Annotated in this window: 13 protein-coding genes; 10 read left to right on the top strand and 3 right to left on the bottom strand. The window is 38.4% G+C overall.

Annotated elements, in window-relative coordinates:
* The first annotated feature begins 47 nt into the window (after positions 1-47).
* From gap to AC1M9B_RS01180, 5 genes are all read left to right on the top strand, one after another.
* The gene (gene gap / locus AC1M9B_RS01160; protein WP_481588434.1) at positions 48-1079 is read left to right on the top strand and encodes a type I glyceraldehyde-3-phosphate dehydrogenase; all 1032 of its coding nucleotides are present in this window, start codon (positions 48-50) and stop codon (positions 1077-1079) included.
* 227 nt (positions 1080-1306) lie between these two features.
* A complete protein-coding gene (locus AC1M9B_RS01165; RefSeq protein ID WP_035265874.1) occupies positions 1307-2473 on the top strand; it encodes an ATP phosphoribosyltransferase regulatory subunit in 1167 nt (388 codons plus the stop codon).
* Positions 2474-2543: 70 nt separating this feature from the next.
* The gene (locus AC1M9B_RS01170) at positions 2544-3863 is read left to right on the top strand and encodes an adenylosuccinate synthase (RefSeq protein ID WP_035265875.1); all 1320 of its coding nucleotides are present in this window, start codon (positions 2544-2546) and stop codon (positions 3861-3863) included.
* Positions 3864-4000: 137 nt separating this feature from the next.
* A complete protein-coding gene (locus tag AC1M9B_RS01175; RefSeq protein WP_481608348.1) occupies positions 4001-4309 on the top strand; it encodes a hypothetical protein in 309 nt (102 codons plus the stop codon).
* Positions 4310-4411: 102 nt separating this feature from the next.
* Positions 4412-5188 (top strand): M48 family metallopeptidase, encoded by a 777-nt coding sequence (locus tag AC1M9B_RS01180; protein ID WP_035265878.1) that lies wholly within the window; start codon positions 4412-4414, stop codon positions 5186-5188.
* A 117-nt stretch (positions 5189-5305) separates the two neighbouring features.
* Here the strand turns inward: AC1M9B_RS01180 and AC1M9B_RS01185 are convergent, their stop codons facing one another.
* Both AC1M9B_RS01185 and crp read right to left on the bottom strand, forming a co-directional pair.
* Complete coding sequence (locus AC1M9B_RS01185; protein WP_481595510.1) at positions 5306-6355, bottom strand: NADP(H)-dependent aldo-keto reductase; 1050 nt, start codon at positions 6353-6355, stop codon at positions 5306-5308.
* 159 nt (positions 6356-6514) lie between these two features.
* A complete protein-coding gene (gene crp / locus AC1M9B_RS01190) occupies positions 6515-7228 on the bottom strand; it encodes a cAMP-activated global transcriptional regulator CRP (RefSeq protein WP_035265881.1) in 714 nt (237 codons plus the stop codon).
* A 149-nt stretch (positions 7229-7377) separates the two neighbouring features.
* Between crp and AC1M9B_RS01195 the strand changes: the two genes are divergently transcribed.
* A complete protein-coding gene (locus tag AC1M9B_RS01195; RefSeq protein ID WP_481608349.1) occupies positions 7378-7803 on the top strand; it encodes an OsmC family protein in 426 nt (141 codons plus the stop codon).
* 64 nt (positions 7804-7867) lie between these two features.
* Here AC1M9B_RS01195 and AC1M9B_RS01200 read toward each other — a convergent pair whose 3' ends face one another.
* Positions 7868-8356: a rhodanese-like domain-containing protein gene (locus tag AC1M9B_RS01200; RefSeq protein ID WP_035265884.1), complete on the bottom strand. Its 489-nt coding sequence runs from the start codon at positions 8354-8356 to the stop codon at positions 7868-7870.
* 442 nt (positions 8357-8798) lie between these two features.
* Here AC1M9B_RS01200 and clpB point away from each other — a divergent pair, with 442 nt between their 5' ends.
* The 4 genes from clpB to AC1M9B_RS01220 all read left to right on the top strand — a co-directional run bounded on the left by clpB (position 8799) and on the right by AC1M9B_RS01220 (position 15098).
* Entirely contained in the window at positions 8799-11375 is a 2577-nt protein-coding gene (clpB, locus tag AC1M9B_RS01205; RefSeq protein WP_481595509.1) for an ATP-dependent chaperone ClpB, read from the top strand.
* A gap of 204 nt (positions 11376-11579) precedes the next feature.
* A complete protein-coding gene (locus AC1M9B_RS01210) occupies positions 11580-12422 on the top strand; it encodes a hypothetical protein (RefSeq protein WP_481586668.1) in 843 nt (280 codons plus the stop codon).
* On the top strand, positions 12422-13945 hold the full coding sequence (locus AC1M9B_RS01215; protein WP_481608350.1) for a GH3 family acyl-acid amido synthetase: 1524 nt from the start codon (positions 12422-12424) through the stop codon (positions 13943-13945). The genes AC1M9B_RS01210 and AC1M9B_RS01215 overlap by 1 nt, the downstream gene beginning before the upstream one ends.
* A 10-nt stretch (positions 13946-13955) precedes the next feature.
* Positions 13956-15098: a GNAT family N-acetyltransferase gene (locus AC1M9B_RS01220; protein WP_481596863.1), complete on the top strand. Its 1143-nt coding sequence runs from the start codon at positions 13956-13958 to the stop codon at positions 15096-15098.
* The last annotated feature ends 53 nt before the right edge of the window (positions 15099-15151 follow it).

The following is a 15151-nucleotide window of genomic DNA, read 5'->3' on the forward strand; positions in this document are numbered from 1 at the left end:
TAACATAGAGCTTTCAAGAACTTGTATTAAAGAGTTGAAGGTTACATATGCAGCGTATCGCAATTAATGGATTTGGACGAATCGGGCGAAATGTTTTAAGAGCTTGGTTTGAAAATCCAAAACAATTCAATTTTGAAATCGTTGCGATTAATGATGTGGCTGATGTAGAAACTTTAATTCATTTATTTAAATATGACACCACACATGGAAGATTTCATGGGGAAGTGGAGTTGAGTTATGTTGCAGAGCAAGTATTTCTCAATATTTATGCCTATCAAAAAAAATTATCTATTGAAGTCCACTGTCAAACAGAACCTGATCAACTGCCATGGAAGCGTTTAAACGTTGATGTTGTTTTAGAGTGTACTGGTTTATTTAGATCTCGAGCAGAAGCGACACGCCATCTCAATGCTGGCGCTCAACGTGTGATAATTGGGGCTGCACCTTTTGATACGGTTGATGCTGCAATTGTCTACGGGGTAAATCATACAGAGGTTAAAACTACGGATCAGATTATTTCGAGTGTTTCATGTACGACACAAGCATTGGTTCCTCTGGTCAAAATTATTGACGATGCCTTTGGCATAGAAAGTGCGTTAATGACAGAAATTCATGCTGTTACAGCGGATCAATCCGTTTTAGATCATGTTCACCGCGATTTACGTCGTGCGAGGGCATCTGGGCAAAACATTATTCCAACGACTTCATCTGCTCTAGGTGCAATCAAACGTGTCATGCCAAAAATGGAAGGGCGAATAGACGGTTACTCAATTCGTGTTCCTACCATTAATGTGGCAGCTATTGATTTGACATTTATAGCGCAACAGCCAATTACAGACCATCAGTTAAATGAAGCGTTAATTTCAGCAGCACGAGAGCAATTTTCGGAAATTATGTCGGTAACAGATGAGCCTTTAGTATCATCTGACTTTAATCATTCTCCGTTTTCACTCATTGTTGATTTAACTCAAACCATGGTGGTCGGGAAGCAAGCTAAAGTCTATGCTTGGTATGATAATGAATGGGGATATACCAATCGTTTACTGGATTTATGTCATTCATTTCCAGATCAGTCATGAAACTGAAATGCTGTGTCTTTTATAAAGGCTTAAGTCTATAACATAGATCAACTGCTAGTGCGTTCAGAATTACCAATAGAAGCTTATGAATAATCTAAAATTCCGATTTAATTATTTAAAAGTCTGATGCACATGGGGGTTGATCGTGATAGACTAGGAGAAATCGGGTGTGTTCCCGATTTTTTTATGCGGATTTGTTCCGCGCTGACAGAATTTAGGTTTACAACATGCCCATTTCAGAGACATGGTTATTACCTGATGGTGTAGCTGATGTATTACCAGAGCAAGCGCAAGTTATTGAAACTTTGCGTCGTACCGCGTTAGATTTCCTCGCAGCTCGAGGTTATCAATTGGTGTACACGCCATTTATTGAATACATCGAATCTCTATCTTCTCTTTCAGAATCGAATCAAGATTTAGACTTAGCCACATTTAAAGTAATCGATCAACTTTCAGGTCGTTTACTTGGTGTGCGTGCAGATATGACGCCTCAGGTGGCGCGTATTGATGCACACGTGTATCCAGTTGAAGGTGTTGCACGCTATTGCTACGCTGGAACGGTACTTCATACCAAACCACAAGGTTTCAATACCACACGTGCGCCTTTACAGCTCGGTGCTGAGTTGTTTGGTTCAGACAGTATCGATGCTGACGTCGAAATGATCGATGTTATGTTGGAATTATTAAAAAATACAGGTGTAACTGAGGCGATCCATTTAGATATTGGACACGTTGGTCTATTCCGTAGCTTAGTTAAACATGCAGGATTGAACAAAGCTACAGAGTCGCATCTATCTGATTTATATCAGCGTAAAGCATTGCCAGAACTTGCTGAATATACGCAACAACTTAAATTCGGATCTGATTTTTATTCGCTTGGTCGTTATGCAAGTGATTTAGTCGCTTTAAAATCACATTTAAGCCAAGAAATCTTAGAAGATTCGGCATTCCAAGAAGCATTTAATGCAGTTCAAAGCACACAAGATGCGATTCAGCAACGTTGGCCAAATCTGCATATTGGTATCGATGTAGTAGAGCTTCGTTCATATCACTATCACACTGGCTTAATGTATGCAGTATATGCACCAAATCGTGCTGCGCCATTAGCTCAAGGTGGACGTTATGATGGTATTGGTGAGCATTTTGGTCGTGCACGTCCAGCAACTGGCTTTTCATGTGACTTATACGCTTTAAGCGCTGGTCAATTTAAAGCATTGGAAGTGATCGTTGCACCTAAGGGCAATAATGCTGACCTAGTCAAAGCAATTCAAGGATTACGTGATCAAGGTAAAAGCGTTGTGCAGTTGCTTGGTCAAGATGAGTTGAATTCAGTACCTAACGCGACTCACCAGTTGGTGAATCAAGCGGGTGAGTGGAAACTCGAACAGATTTAATCACCTGATTTGAATACTAAATTTCAAATCATGTTCTTCAATTTTAACAGCATGATGCAATGAGGCTATTATGGGCAAGAATGTTGTGGTACTTGGTACCCAATGGGGCGACGAAGGTAAAGGTAAAATCGTTGACCTGCTCACAGATCAAGCGGCTGCAGTTGTTCGCTATCAAGGTGGACACAATGCAGGTCATACTCTCGTCGTAGGTGGTAAGAAAACTGTTTTACACCTCATTCCATCTGGTATTTTACGTGAAAACGTACTTTGCTTAATTGGTAACGGTGTAGTGCTTTCTCCTGAAGCGTTAATCAAAGAGATGACGATTCTTGAAGAGCAAGGTGTGCCAGTTAAAGAACGTTTACGTATTTCTCCAAACTGTCCATTAATTTTGCCAAACCATATTGCATTAGACCAAGCACGTGAGAAAAAACGTGGGAATGCCAAGATTGGTACAACAGGTCGTGGTATTGGTCCAGCGTATGAGGATAAAGTTGCACGTCGTGCGGTTCGTGTCGCTGATTTAGTGCGTGGTGGTGATCATCTTAAAGCATTGCTTGAAGAGTTACTTGAATACCATAACTTCCAATTAACACAATTCTACGGTGTAGAAGCGGTTAAGCTTGAAGACGTGCTTGCGTTATGTGATCAATGGCGTGAAGTTGTTGCTCCACTGGTTGTTGATGTTACTGGCGAATTGCATAAATATCGTAAGAATGGTGACAACATCATGTTTGAAGGTGCTCAAGGCTCACTTCTTGATGTTGACCATGGTACTTATCCATACGTAACATCTTCAAATACGACTGCTGGTGGTGTGAGTTCTGGTTCTGGTCTTGGTCCATTACACCTTGACTATGTATTGGGTATTACCAAAGCTTATACAACTCGCGTAGGTGCAGGTCCATTCCCAACTGAGTTGGTTTATGATGCTGCAAACGATGTTGGTGATGCAATTGGTAAGCACCTTGGTACTGTAGGTTCAGAATTTGGCGCATCTACTGGTCGCCAACGTCGCTGTGGTTGGTTCGATGCTGAAATCCTTCGTCGTTCAGTAGAAGTAAACTCACTTTCGGGTATTTGCTTGACTAAACTTGACGTTCTTGATGGTTTAGAAGAAATCAAAATCTGTGTAGGTTATGAAGCTGCAGATTCGGGCTGCGTAGGTTCTTCTGATGCACTTGCATTTGAAACTTTAAAACCAATTTACGAAACAATGCCTGGTTGGACTGAGTCTACTTTTGGTGCTAAATCTTTAGACCAATTGCCAGAAGCAGCAATCAACTATATTAAGCGACTTGAACAGTTAATCGAATGTCCAATCGACATCGTATCAACTGGTCCAGACCGTGATGAAACGATTATTCTTCGTCACCCGTTTGAAGCTTAATTAAAAGTTTTAAAAAAGCCCTGTGATATCACAGGGCTTTTTTTGATCTAAACAACGACCAAAGTTGTATAAAAATTGGCTGTGCTGAATCTTAGAGATTGTTAAAATCGAATGTATAAAATAATAGAGTGTGCAGGATGCATAAAAATATTTCTGGAACAATGTTTTATTCGTTGTTATTTGCAATGGGGGGGGCACCCACGATTGCGATGATGATAATTCGATCTCAAACAGTAGCCGAAGATGTGGTCTACCAAGTCTTTATTGGGCTGTCGATTATGATCGCTTGCATATTGGTCCCTATTATTTTAATTCAGAACACCTATTTATTTTTTAAACGTAAAGATGAGAAGCTTGAAACTTGTTTAAAACCGTGGAGTCAAACATATCTCGTGCTTAATATTTTTTGTTTGGTCTTTTGGATCAGCTATCAATTTGTTTACTAAATTACATAACAAATAAAAAAGTGAAGAAAAATGAGATATTAAGCTTAGTTGAGTTTGTCTATAATTATGAACAAGTACTTTCAAGTAGATTGGAACATTATAATGAAGAACAAATTATTGCTCGGTCTTACAGCATCTGCGGTGATCTCGATTTCAGGGTGTACAACATTTGCGGATATGGCGGGTGCGGACTCAGCGACATTAAATGCAGCTGCTGCACAAAGTTACTCGCAAGCCATTGATACAGCTCGCAGCAAGGGCTTATTGGATACAAGCTCAAATACCTATAAGCGTATTACCAATGTCTACAATCGTTTGCGTCCATATGCTGATCAAATGAATCAAACGGGTCAGCCATTCCAATGGCAGGTATCTGTAATTAAATCAAGTGAATTAAATGCTTCTGTCATGCCGGGTGGTAAAGTTGTTTTTTATACAGGTATTGTGGAACGTTTAAATTTAACAGATGCTGAAATTGCGGCCATCATGGGACATGAAATGATCCATGCTTTGGAAGAGCATGCAAAAAGTAAATTGGGTGCTCAAGCTTTAACTGACTTGGCTTTAGGTGTTGGTTTAAGTGCAGCTGGGGTAGGTCAAGGTGGCGCAGCAGTTGCACAAATTGGTTCTCAACTGGGTGTAGGGTTGCCTTATTCACGTAACTTGGAGAGCCGTGCTGATCAGGGTGGATTAATGTTAATGGCTCGAGCTGGTTATAACCCACAAGCAGCGATTACATTATGGGAGAAAATGGCTAAAGCAAGTAATGGTGGCAATGCATCTTTCTTATCAACACACCCTTCAAATGCTCAACGAATTGAGGCGATGCGTAAAAACTTACCTGCAGCTCAAGCGATTTATAACCAAAGTCGCCGTTAAAAGAATAAAGCTAAAAAAGGATGCGTTAGCATCCTTTTTTTTATATTCACCACTTAGTAAATTGTTATCACAGTATGGCTTTGATTCAAATGTATTGAAATCGAATTTATTAGACACTTAAGGTGCTGGATTTGGCTGTTGTTTATGGATGATCTCAATTTCCTGAAGTATTTCTGCTGACAATGACACATTAAAAGCATCAATATTTTCTTTGAGTTGATTTAAATCGGTTGCACCAATGATTGTGCTGGTCACGAAGAACTGCTGCTTAATGAAAGCTAACGCCAATTGCGTTAATGTCAGTCCATGTTTTTCTGCTAAGAGGGCGTATTGTTCAGTTGCCCATTCACTTTCAGGATTACTATAACGCACAAATCTAGAGTATAAGGTGACTCTGGCATTTGCAGGTCTCGCACCATGTCTAAATTTTCCTGTTAAATAGCCAAAAGCGAGCGGTGAATAGGCCAGTAAACCGATGCCTTCAAATTTAGCAATCTCCGACATGCCGATTTCATAGGTACGATTTAATAAGTTATAGGGGTTTTGTACAGAAACAAATTTAGACAGCCCTAACTTTTCAGCTAAATGTAGAAATTTCATGGTTCCCCATGGTGTCTCATTGGAGAGTCCGATATAACGAATTCTACCTCTATTAATTTCCGCTTGAAGGGCAGATAAGGTTTCCTCGAGTGGTGTGATATCTAGTGTACTGTGAGCATGGTGATTGGTATAACCCAATTGACCAAACATATTGGTTGGGCGTTGAGGCCAATGCAGCTGATAAAGATCAATATAGTCAGTTTTTAAGCGTCTAAGATTTGAGTCTAAGGCTGAGCTGATGTCGCTGGCAGTATAGCGAGTTGTGCCGCCTCTAATATTGCTACCACCTTGACCTGGACCTGCAATTTTTGAAGCAAGAAAAAGTTGATCACGTTGGCCGCGCTGCTGAATCCAATTGCCGATAATTTCTTCCGTCGCTCCTTGAGTTTCGACTTTAGGTGGTACTGGGTACATCTCTGCAGTATCCCAAAAATTTAACCCCCGCTCGAGTGCATATTCCAGTTGTTGGAAAGCCTCGGACTGGCTATTTTGCTCACCAAAGGTCATTGTTCCTAAACAAATTTCGGGAACGTGTATATCTGTTTGCCCAAGTCGATTAAATTTCATGCTCAACATCCTTGCTGTATTTTTTAAGTTGATATATTTAAATCATACCTAATCTAAGATTCAAAACGTATGTAAAATAAATTCGAAAGTTTTCAGAAAAAAGGCAATAAAAAAGCAAATCGTCAGATTTGCTTTTTTGAATGTAGATCAGATGAAAATTTATTCATCATCATTGTTGTCAAAGTCTTCTTCAACAGAATTTACTGCTTCTAATGATGAATCAAAAATTAAGATAGCTTTACCATCAGTTTCAATCATGCCTTGTTCTTCAAGTGTTTTAAGAACACGACCAACCATTTCACGTGAACAACCTACAATACGACCAATTTCTTGACGAGTAATACGAATTTGGCGTCCATTTGGAAGAATCATTGCTTCAGGTTGAGCTGACAAGTCGATTAAACAACGTGCAATACGACCCGATACATCAATAAATGCTAGGTCAGTTACTTTTCGAGTTGTATTTTTTAAGCGACGAACGAGCTGTGCGAACACCGCATAGCTAAGATCTGGATACTGCTTACTTACTTCATGGAAGTTAGCATATGAAATTTCAGCAATCTCACATACATCACGTGTACGTACTTCTGCAGTACGCTGAGGATTACTTTCAAATAATCCCATCTCTCCAAAAAAGTCCCCTGGGTTTAAATAGGCTACAACAATTTCACGTTCATCATCTTCACGTAAAATAATTGAAACCGACCCTTTTAAAATTAGATACAGAGATTTCGACTCTGAGCCCGCATCAATAATTGAAGTTCGTTTTGGAAATCTATTGATGTGCGCACGCTTGAGCAAAGCTTTGACAGATTCAGGTAATTGACCTGGCGACAAAGCATCTGTACTAAGTTGTGAAAAATTAGAAGTCATGCTTTTTAAATTCCGATTTGGATAGTAACTAGATCTTTAGACCTAAATAAACTTGCCACGTGAAGCATAAGAGGTGAAATTCCTTATCAGCTCAATATATGCTAGTGTACAGTCCTAAGTAAATTTATAGTTTTTTTTAGGTAGTTGCAATGCATACTAGCGTACATTGGTTAGAGAATGTTGCTTTTGAAGCAAAATCTGAAAGCGGTCACCAAATTATCATGGATGGTGCTGAAGCTTACGGTGGTGAAAACCGTGGTCCACGTCCGATGGAACTCATTTTAATGGGGCTTGGTGGGTGTGCTTCGTTTGATATTGTGACCATATTAAAAAAATCTAGACAAGATGTGACTGGTGTTCAATGTCAGTTGAAAGCTGAGAGGGCAGACACGATTCCTGCGGTTTTCACGAAGATACATTTGCATTTTGTGGTTACAGGAAAAGCAGTTAAAGAAAAGCAAGTCGCTAAAGCGGTTGAGCTATCTGCAGAAAAATATTGCTCAGCAAGTAAAATGCTTTCAGATGGCGGTGTTGAAATTACACATGATTTTGAAATCATTGAAGCCGAAGCTTGATTTTATCGAGTTGAAAAAAGCAACCTTAAGGTTGCTTTTTTTATGTAAGTTGAGCGAATCAATTTTACTCTTGTACCCATGGCAGATTGTGAAATCGCCAGCCATTGTAAGTACCACGATGTGAGTTAGGGTCTAAATCACCTTCAAAACCTTGATCGATATTGTATACGTTCGTGAAACCAGCGTTATACGCCACACTCGCTGCTGCAGCAGAGCGCTTTCCACTACGGCACATGAGCAAAATGATGTCATATGCATTAACAAAAGATTGTAACTTCTCTAAAAACTCTGGGTTACGTTCAAGTGAGATGCCTGTCAGCCAAGGAATATGTTCTGAATGTTCGACATAACCTACAAATTTTCGCTCTTCATGTGTTCTGACATCAATAATGATCGCTTGCTGGGATTGAAATAAAAGCCACGCATCTTGGGGTTTTAAAGAGCCTGCAAAGAGGAGTGTATGATCTTCTACATTTTTTTTTGCTTCAGATAAAATAAATTTAATTTTATCTTGATGGACTTTATTTTCTGAGAGATTTATAAAATGATTCATGTAAGTATGCCTGAATGATTAAATCATCCGTTTATGGAAAACGGTGATTATTATAAGTTTTATCTATATTCTTTAAATAAATATAAAATTAATTGTTTATCTTATAAATTCATATTGAATGATTTTGCACAACATGTACCGATTAGGTCGATATAAGTTCGGCGTACTCCTATGTGATGATTTGAGAACAATAATCACCGTTTACTGAGAATATATTTTCTTTGTCATATGTAGTGAATAGTAGATAAATATCATAATCACCATGAAAAAATTGTGAAGTGGTATTGAAAAATGTATGAGCAGCACAAATATTATAATTATAATCTATCTTTATTTTTTAAATAATTGAAATTTAAGAAAATAATTAAAAAACCGACTTGAAATATGACGCTTCTCACCCATTAACTAAGCAAGTACCAAATTTGTTGTGAGGAAAATAATAATGCGTTTTGAAAAATTTACAAATCGCTTACAGCAAGCCTTATCTGATGCGCAATCTTTAGCAATGGGCAAGGATCATACAGCGATTGAAGGCATCCATATACTATCGACACTGCTTGAAGAGCCATCAAATATGAGTTTGTTGCAGCAGGCAGGGGCGAATTTACGAGAATTGAGCACAAAGTTGCAACAGGCGCTTGCTGATGCACCAACACTTGCCCATCCAACTGGGGATATCAATCTCAGTCCAGATGCGGTTAAAGCGCTTAACTTGGCAGATAGTTATGCACAAAAATCGGGTGATGAGTTTCTTTCAACAGATTGGGTGTTACTTGGTTTAGCAGAAACAGGTGCAACCAAAACTATTTTAAATGCGGTTGGTGTTCAATCCGCAGGTTTAAAAGCGGCGATAACTAAAGTTCGAGGTGATGAAAAAGTCATGAGTAACAATCATGAAGATCAACGTGATTCATTAAACAAATACACCATTGATCTCACTGAGCGAGCACTTTCTGGCAAGCTTGATCCAGTGATTGGGCGAGATGATGAAATTCGTCGAACAGTCCAAGTTTTATCACGCCGTACAAAAAATAATCCTGTTTTGATTGGTGAGCCGGGTGTTGGTAAAACTGCCATTGTTGAGGGTTTAGCACAGCGTATCGTTAATGGAGAAGTGCCTGAAAGTTTAAAAAATAAACGTGTCTTATCACTTGATCTTGGATCGCTTTTAGCTGGTGCAAAATATCGTGGTGAATTTGAAGAGCGCTTAAAAGCTGTATTAAAAGATCTTGCTAAACATGATGGTGAAATTATCCTCTTTATCGATGAGTTGCATACTCTAGTCGGTGCAGGTAAAGGCGACGGTGCAATGGATGCAGGTAACATGTTGAAGCCTGCTTTAGCACGTGGAGAATTACGTTGTGTAGGTGCTACAACATTAGATGAATATCGACAATTCATTGAAAAAGATGCAGCACTTGAACGTCGTTTCCAAAAAGTATTGGTTGATGAGCCTAGTGTTGAAGACACGATTGCGATTTTACGTGGATTAAAAGAGCGCTATGAAGTACATCATGGTGTTAAAATCTTAGATTCTGCCATCATTGCTGCAGCTAAAATGTCGCATCGATACATTACAGATCGTCAACTACCAGATAAAGCGATTGATTTGATTGATGAAGCGGCATCTCGAATTAAGATGGAGCTTGATTCAAAACCTGAGTCTCTAGATAAATTAGAACGTCGTCTTATTCAACTGAAATTACAGCTTGAGGCTGTAAAAAAAGATGAAGATGCAGGAAGTAAAGCTGAAGTTTCACACTTAGAAAAACAAATTGCTGAAGTAGAGAAGGAATACAGCGATCTTGAAGAAGTGTGGATTTCTGAAAAACGTTTAGTGCAAGGCGATCAACAAACTCAGGCGGAGCTTGATCAAGCACGTATCGCGATGCAAAAGGCACAACGTGAAAATGATCTAGCTGAAATGGCACGACTTCAATATGGAGTAATTCCTGATTTGGAGAAACGACTCAGTGAAGAAGCATCTGAAGAGAAAGTTGAACCTAAATTATTGCGTAATAAAGTGACGGACAATGAAATTGCCGAAGTTGTAAGTGCAGCTACAGGAATTCCTGTAGCAAAAATGCTACAGGGTGAGCGTGAAAAATTACTCAGTATGGAAACATTTTTACATAACCGCGTCGTAGGCCAAGATGAAGCGGTAGTTGCAGTTTCTAATGCTGTACGACGCTCACGTGCTGGACTTTCAGATCCAAATCGCCCAAGTGGTTCATTCTTATTTTTAGGTCCAACAGGTGTCGGTAAAACTGAGTTAACTAAAGCTTTAGCAAACTTCTTATTTGACAGTGACGATGCCATGATCCGTATCGATATGTCTGAATTTATGGAGAAACATTCTGTTAGTCGTTTGGTGGGAGCACCTCCTGGTTATGTTGGTTATGAAGAGGGTGGTGTGCTAACTGAAGCAGTACGCCGTAAGCCTTATAGCGTGGTGTTATTTGATGAAGTAGAGAAGGCTCATCCAGATGTATTTAACATTCTGCTCCAGGTACTTGACGATGGTCGCTTGACTGATTCGCAAGGGCGTGTGGTGGATTTTAAAAATACAGTGATCGTCATGACTTCAAACTTAGGTTCAAATGAAGTGCGCGAATTAGGTGACATGGCGACGGAACAAGATGTACGCAGTGTTGTGATGGCTGCTGTTTCTGAGCATTTTAGACCAGAGTTTATTAACCGAATTGATGAACTTGTAATCTTCCATGCACTGAAAAAATCGCAGATTCGAGGTATCGCGGATATTCAGTTAGATCGCTTACGTGCTCGTTTGGCTGATCGTGATTTAAGTTTGACTGTAGATGACACTGCTTTCGATGAATTAATTGAGGCAGGATATGACCCAATCTATGGGGCTCGACCACTTAAACGTGCTATTCAACAAAAGGTTGAAAATACATTGGCTCAAAAAATCTTGGCGGGAGAATTTTTGCCAGGAGATACAATTGTTATACAAAGCACTGATGGAAATTTGAGTTTTAGTAAACTTAAATTAAATTAGAATTTAATAAACAAACTTAGAAAACCTGAATTCTTTCAGGTTTTTTTTCATTTAAGTGATTTAAAAATAATAAATTTATTTTTTAATAAAATTGCTACTCAAATCTATTAAGTATAAGATTGCACTCAATATTTTTGTGAATAAATGTTTAATTTGTTTATTGATTCACAAAAGGAATTCATTGTTTAGCTTAATGGGATCAATATGCTAGAATTAAAACGACTCCGAAAATTAAAAAAAGAACCTTATAGTGAGTTTGTTAAGGTAAAAGATTTAAAACCCCGTGATATTGAAAAGATGTTCAATATTTACAGTAACTATTATTCAAATACAGTCTTTGAAATTTTTGAAAGAGACCTTCTGGAAAAGACTGGTGTGTTTATCATTCGAGAACCCAAAAAAGATTTTTTAGTGGGTTTCTCAACTGTAATGGAGCGAAATTTTACCGTGAATGGTAAAACTGCCCATGCTTTTTTTAGTGGTGATACCATTATTGAGGAGGCGTATTGGGGTAGTCGAGCATTACAACGTGCGATGTTTCGTTATGTAATGACCTTCAAATTACGTCATACGGGTGTACCGATTTATTGGATGCTGATCTCAAAGGGCTTTAAGACCTACTTACTTCTTGCAAATAATTATTATCACTATTATCCAAATCCAGAAAATAAAGATGAATATTTAAAAGATTATGTTGAAGCGTATTGTCGTGAGTATTTTGCAGAATACTATGATGATGAATCAAAGCTGATTGATTTTGGAGAAAACTATCAGTGTCTGAAACCTGATGTGGCCCCAATAACAGAAGAAATGCGCCAGAAAAATCGTAAAATTGAGTTTTTTGAGGAATGCAATCCATCTTGGGTTCAAGGTACTGAATTACCGTGTATTGGTGAGCTGCGTTGGGTTGATATTTTGCAAACAGCGGTAAGGTTTGTGAAAAAATCATCGCTCAAAAAAAATAAGTCGAATCTGAATAAAGATAAATTATCTAAATCGGCTCAAACCAAAGATCAAGATCAAGATCAAGATTCTAAGGTGGCCTAATGTCTGTGATATTTGCAGCTCATCAAGTTTTAAATTTGGCCTGTAAAAAATCATTTAAAGACTTTTATCAATACGCTGATCAATTGGAAAAAGTTCAGCGTGATAAATTAAAAGTTATATGTGATGATCCAAAGATGGAATATGAGTCGTTTGCTCAACATTTTCCAGTAACACGTTATGCTGATTGGAAGCAGAAAGTTGAAGCATCACGTAATCAAGGCGTAAATTTACTTAATAAAAGTAAAATTATCCGATTCCAGCCTACAAGTGGTTCAAGTGAAGCACTCAAATTTATTCCATATACCCAACAATTTTTAGGTGAAATAGATCAGGCGATTGGTTTATGGCTCACGAGTTTATATCGTCGTTATCCTGAACTAAAACGTACAACACACTATTGGTCTGTATCTTGGTTGCCTGAAAGCCAGCGTCAACTGACGACCACTCATAATTTAAATGATGATAGTGCCTTACTTTCTTTTTCAAAACGAATTTTAACTCAAATTACGCAGGCCGTGCCTGCTGACATTGCTTTGGCAGAAACTGCTGAAGATGCGATGTTCGCTACGGCTGTATATTTAGTCAGAGATGAAAATCTCGGCATGATTTCAGTGTGGAGCCCAACTTTTGCACTGCAACTGATCGAAATTATCCAAGAAAATAAGAGTGAAATCGTTGAGGTTTTATCGACTGGTCAGTGGAGTCGTCAAAGTTTAGATTTTTTAAAAATCAAAAAATCAGTAAAACGTAGCCAGATTCTAGAACGATTAGATTTGGAAGATCCGACTTGTTGGAAAAAATTGTGGCCAAAGCTATTTTTAATTTCATCTTGGGATACCGCAAGCGCACAGCACTGGGCACAAATTTTAAAAACCAAAATTAAGGGTGTAAATTTTGAAGGTAAAGGGCTTTGGGCCACTGAAGGCGTAGTGACTATACCTTTAGATGATCATTATCCCTTGATGTATCAAGCTCATTTTTATGAGTTTCAAGATTTAGATACTCAGCAAATTTACCCTGCTTGGCAGCTTAAGCCAGGTCAAATCGTGAGTCCGATTATTACGACAGGTTCTGGCCTAAAACGCTACATTATTGATGATGAATTATTGGTTGATTCTTTTTATCAGGGCATTCCGTGCTTTAAATTTCTTGGTCGAAAGATGACAGTTGATTTGGTCGGAGAAAAGATTGATCAATCTGTTGCTTTGCGTGTGATCGATACATTTAAACAAAACGGTTTTTTACCCATTAGTTTACTCGGAATAGAACAGACTGAATCGAAACCTTATTATGTTTTGCTTTCTGAGGGTAGTGTGAGTGGGCAGCCGTCCGATCAACAGTTAGATCAATTGCTAAAACAAAATTTTCACTATGAGTTGGCACGTAATTTAGGGCAATTAGATGAAGCACGCGTGATGCATGTGGAAGATGCATGGCATGAATATAAGACAATCGCAATGCGCAATGGCATGATTGAGGGGAATATCAAGCCAGAACCGTTGAAGAAAATGAAATTTATTTAAGAATTTAAAAATGACAGAGCAAAATTTACTATATCGATCAAAAACCTCGCCTGAATTTTATCTACGTTATGCTGCGGAGCAAGATGATCCTCAATTGATTGAGCTGATTTCTGAAAGTATGCCGAGTAACGGTATGGTGATTTCATTTGAGCGGAAACCGAGTTATTTTCGTGCTACACATGCACAATATAATAAGCCTGAAATTTTGGTTGTCGTACATCAAGATCAGCCTGATCAAATTATTGCCATGATGAACATCGGTTGGAAATCGTATTGGATCAATGGCGTCACTGAACAATTACGCTATGTATCAGATTTACGAATCAAACTTACAGCTCGGGGTAAAAAAGCGTTTAATGTATTTATGGAATACATTTTTGAATGTTTCCCTCGTGAAATTATCTTTCAAAGTGTGATTTTAGAAGATAATAAAGTAGCTCGTAATATGATGCATCGTGAAAGAGAAGGATATGCTTTACCTTATATCTTTGATTCGATGACCACTTTTACCATTTCTAAGGTGCCTAAGTTTAAGCAGTCTGCTGAACTTCGCCTTGAAACAATGACCATAGATAAGATTGATGCGGTCAATGGTTTTATACAAGAAATGGCTTCCCATTATAATTTTTTACCTGATTATGACTTTAGACAGTTATTGGAAGCTAATCATCCTTTTTGGTATGGGCTGAGATTAGAAGACTTTCATTTAGTGCTCAATTCAGATCATAAAATCGTAGGTTTATTTGGTTTGTGGGATCAAAAAGATTTCAAACAAACTAAAGTGGCGAGTTATTCTACAACGTTAAAACTGTTAAAACCTGTCTATAACACTTATGCTCGAATTACTGGACAGTTAACGCTTCCCGAAGAAGGGCAATCCTTTGATTATCTCATGACGCATAGTTTCCTCTGTGATCCAAGTGCGTTAGACGTACTAAAGTTTATGCTGACCAAAGTAAATACATTGGTGAAAGCTCAGGGTAAAACATCATTTTGTGTGACTGTGGTTGAGAATGACCCACGTAAGCAAGTTCTAGAGCAGTGTTCATCACATAAAATGAAAGCAGTTCACACGCTTCATAGTTATGAAAGTAAACCCTATGACGTGATTGATCGTTCTAAATACTCTTACTTTGAAGTGAGTCGTATTTAAGAATATGGTGCGTTCATCGGAATGCGAGTGAACGCACTTGATTAGCTGTAATT

The organism is Acinetobacter sp. ANC_7513 (assembly GCF_056779915.1).

Coding starts and splice junctions, on each gene's coding strand:
- AC1M9B_RS01180 (WP_035265878.1), top strand. CDS start 4,412: ATGAAGAACAAATTATTGCTCGGTCTTACAGCATCTGCGGTGATCTCG.
- AC1M9B_RS01210 (WP_481586668.1), top strand. CDS start 11,580: ATGCTAGAATTAAAACGACTCCGAAAATTAAAAAAAGAACCTTATAGT.
- AC1M9B_RS01170 (WP_035265875.1), top strand. CDS start 2,544: ATGGGCAAGAATGTTGTGGTACTTGGTACCCAATGGGGCGACGAAGGT.
- gap (WP_481588434.1), top strand. CDS start 48: ATGCAGCGTATCGCAATTAATGGATTTGGACGAATCGGGCGAAATGTT.
- AC1M9B_RS01220 (WP_481596863.1), top strand. CDS start 13,956: ATGACAGAGCAAAATTTACTATATCGATCAAAAACCTCGCCTGAATTT.
- AC1M9B_RS01165 (WP_035265874.1), top strand. CDS start 1,307: ATGCCCATTTCAGAGACATGGTTATTACCTGATGGTGTAGCTGATGTA.
- AC1M9B_RS01195 (WP_481608349.1), top strand. CDS start 7,378: ATGCATACTAGCGTACATTGGTTAGAGAATGTTGCTTTTGAAGCAAAA.
- clpB (WP_481595509.1), top strand. CDS start 8,799: ATGCGTTTTGAAAAATTTACAAATCGCTTACAGCAAGCCTTATCTGAT.
- crp (WP_035265881.1), bottom strand. CDS start 7,228: ATGACTTCTAATTTTTCACAACTTAGTACAGATGCTTTGTCGCCAGGT.
- AC1M9B_RS01175 (WP_481608348.1), top strand. CDS start 4,001: ATGCATAAAAATATTTCTGGAACAATGTTTTATTCGTTGTTATTTGCA.
- AC1M9B_RS01200 (WP_035265884.1), bottom strand. CDS start 8,356: ATGAATCATTTTATAAATCTCTCAGAAAATAAAGTCCATCAAGATAAA.
- AC1M9B_RS01215 (WP_481608350.1), top strand. CDS start 12,422: ATGTCTGTGATATTTGCAGCTCATCAAGTTTTAAATTTGGCCTGTAAA.
- AC1M9B_RS01185 (WP_481595510.1), bottom strand. CDS start 6,355: ATGAAATTTAATCGACTTGGGCAAACAGATATACACGTTCCCGAAATT.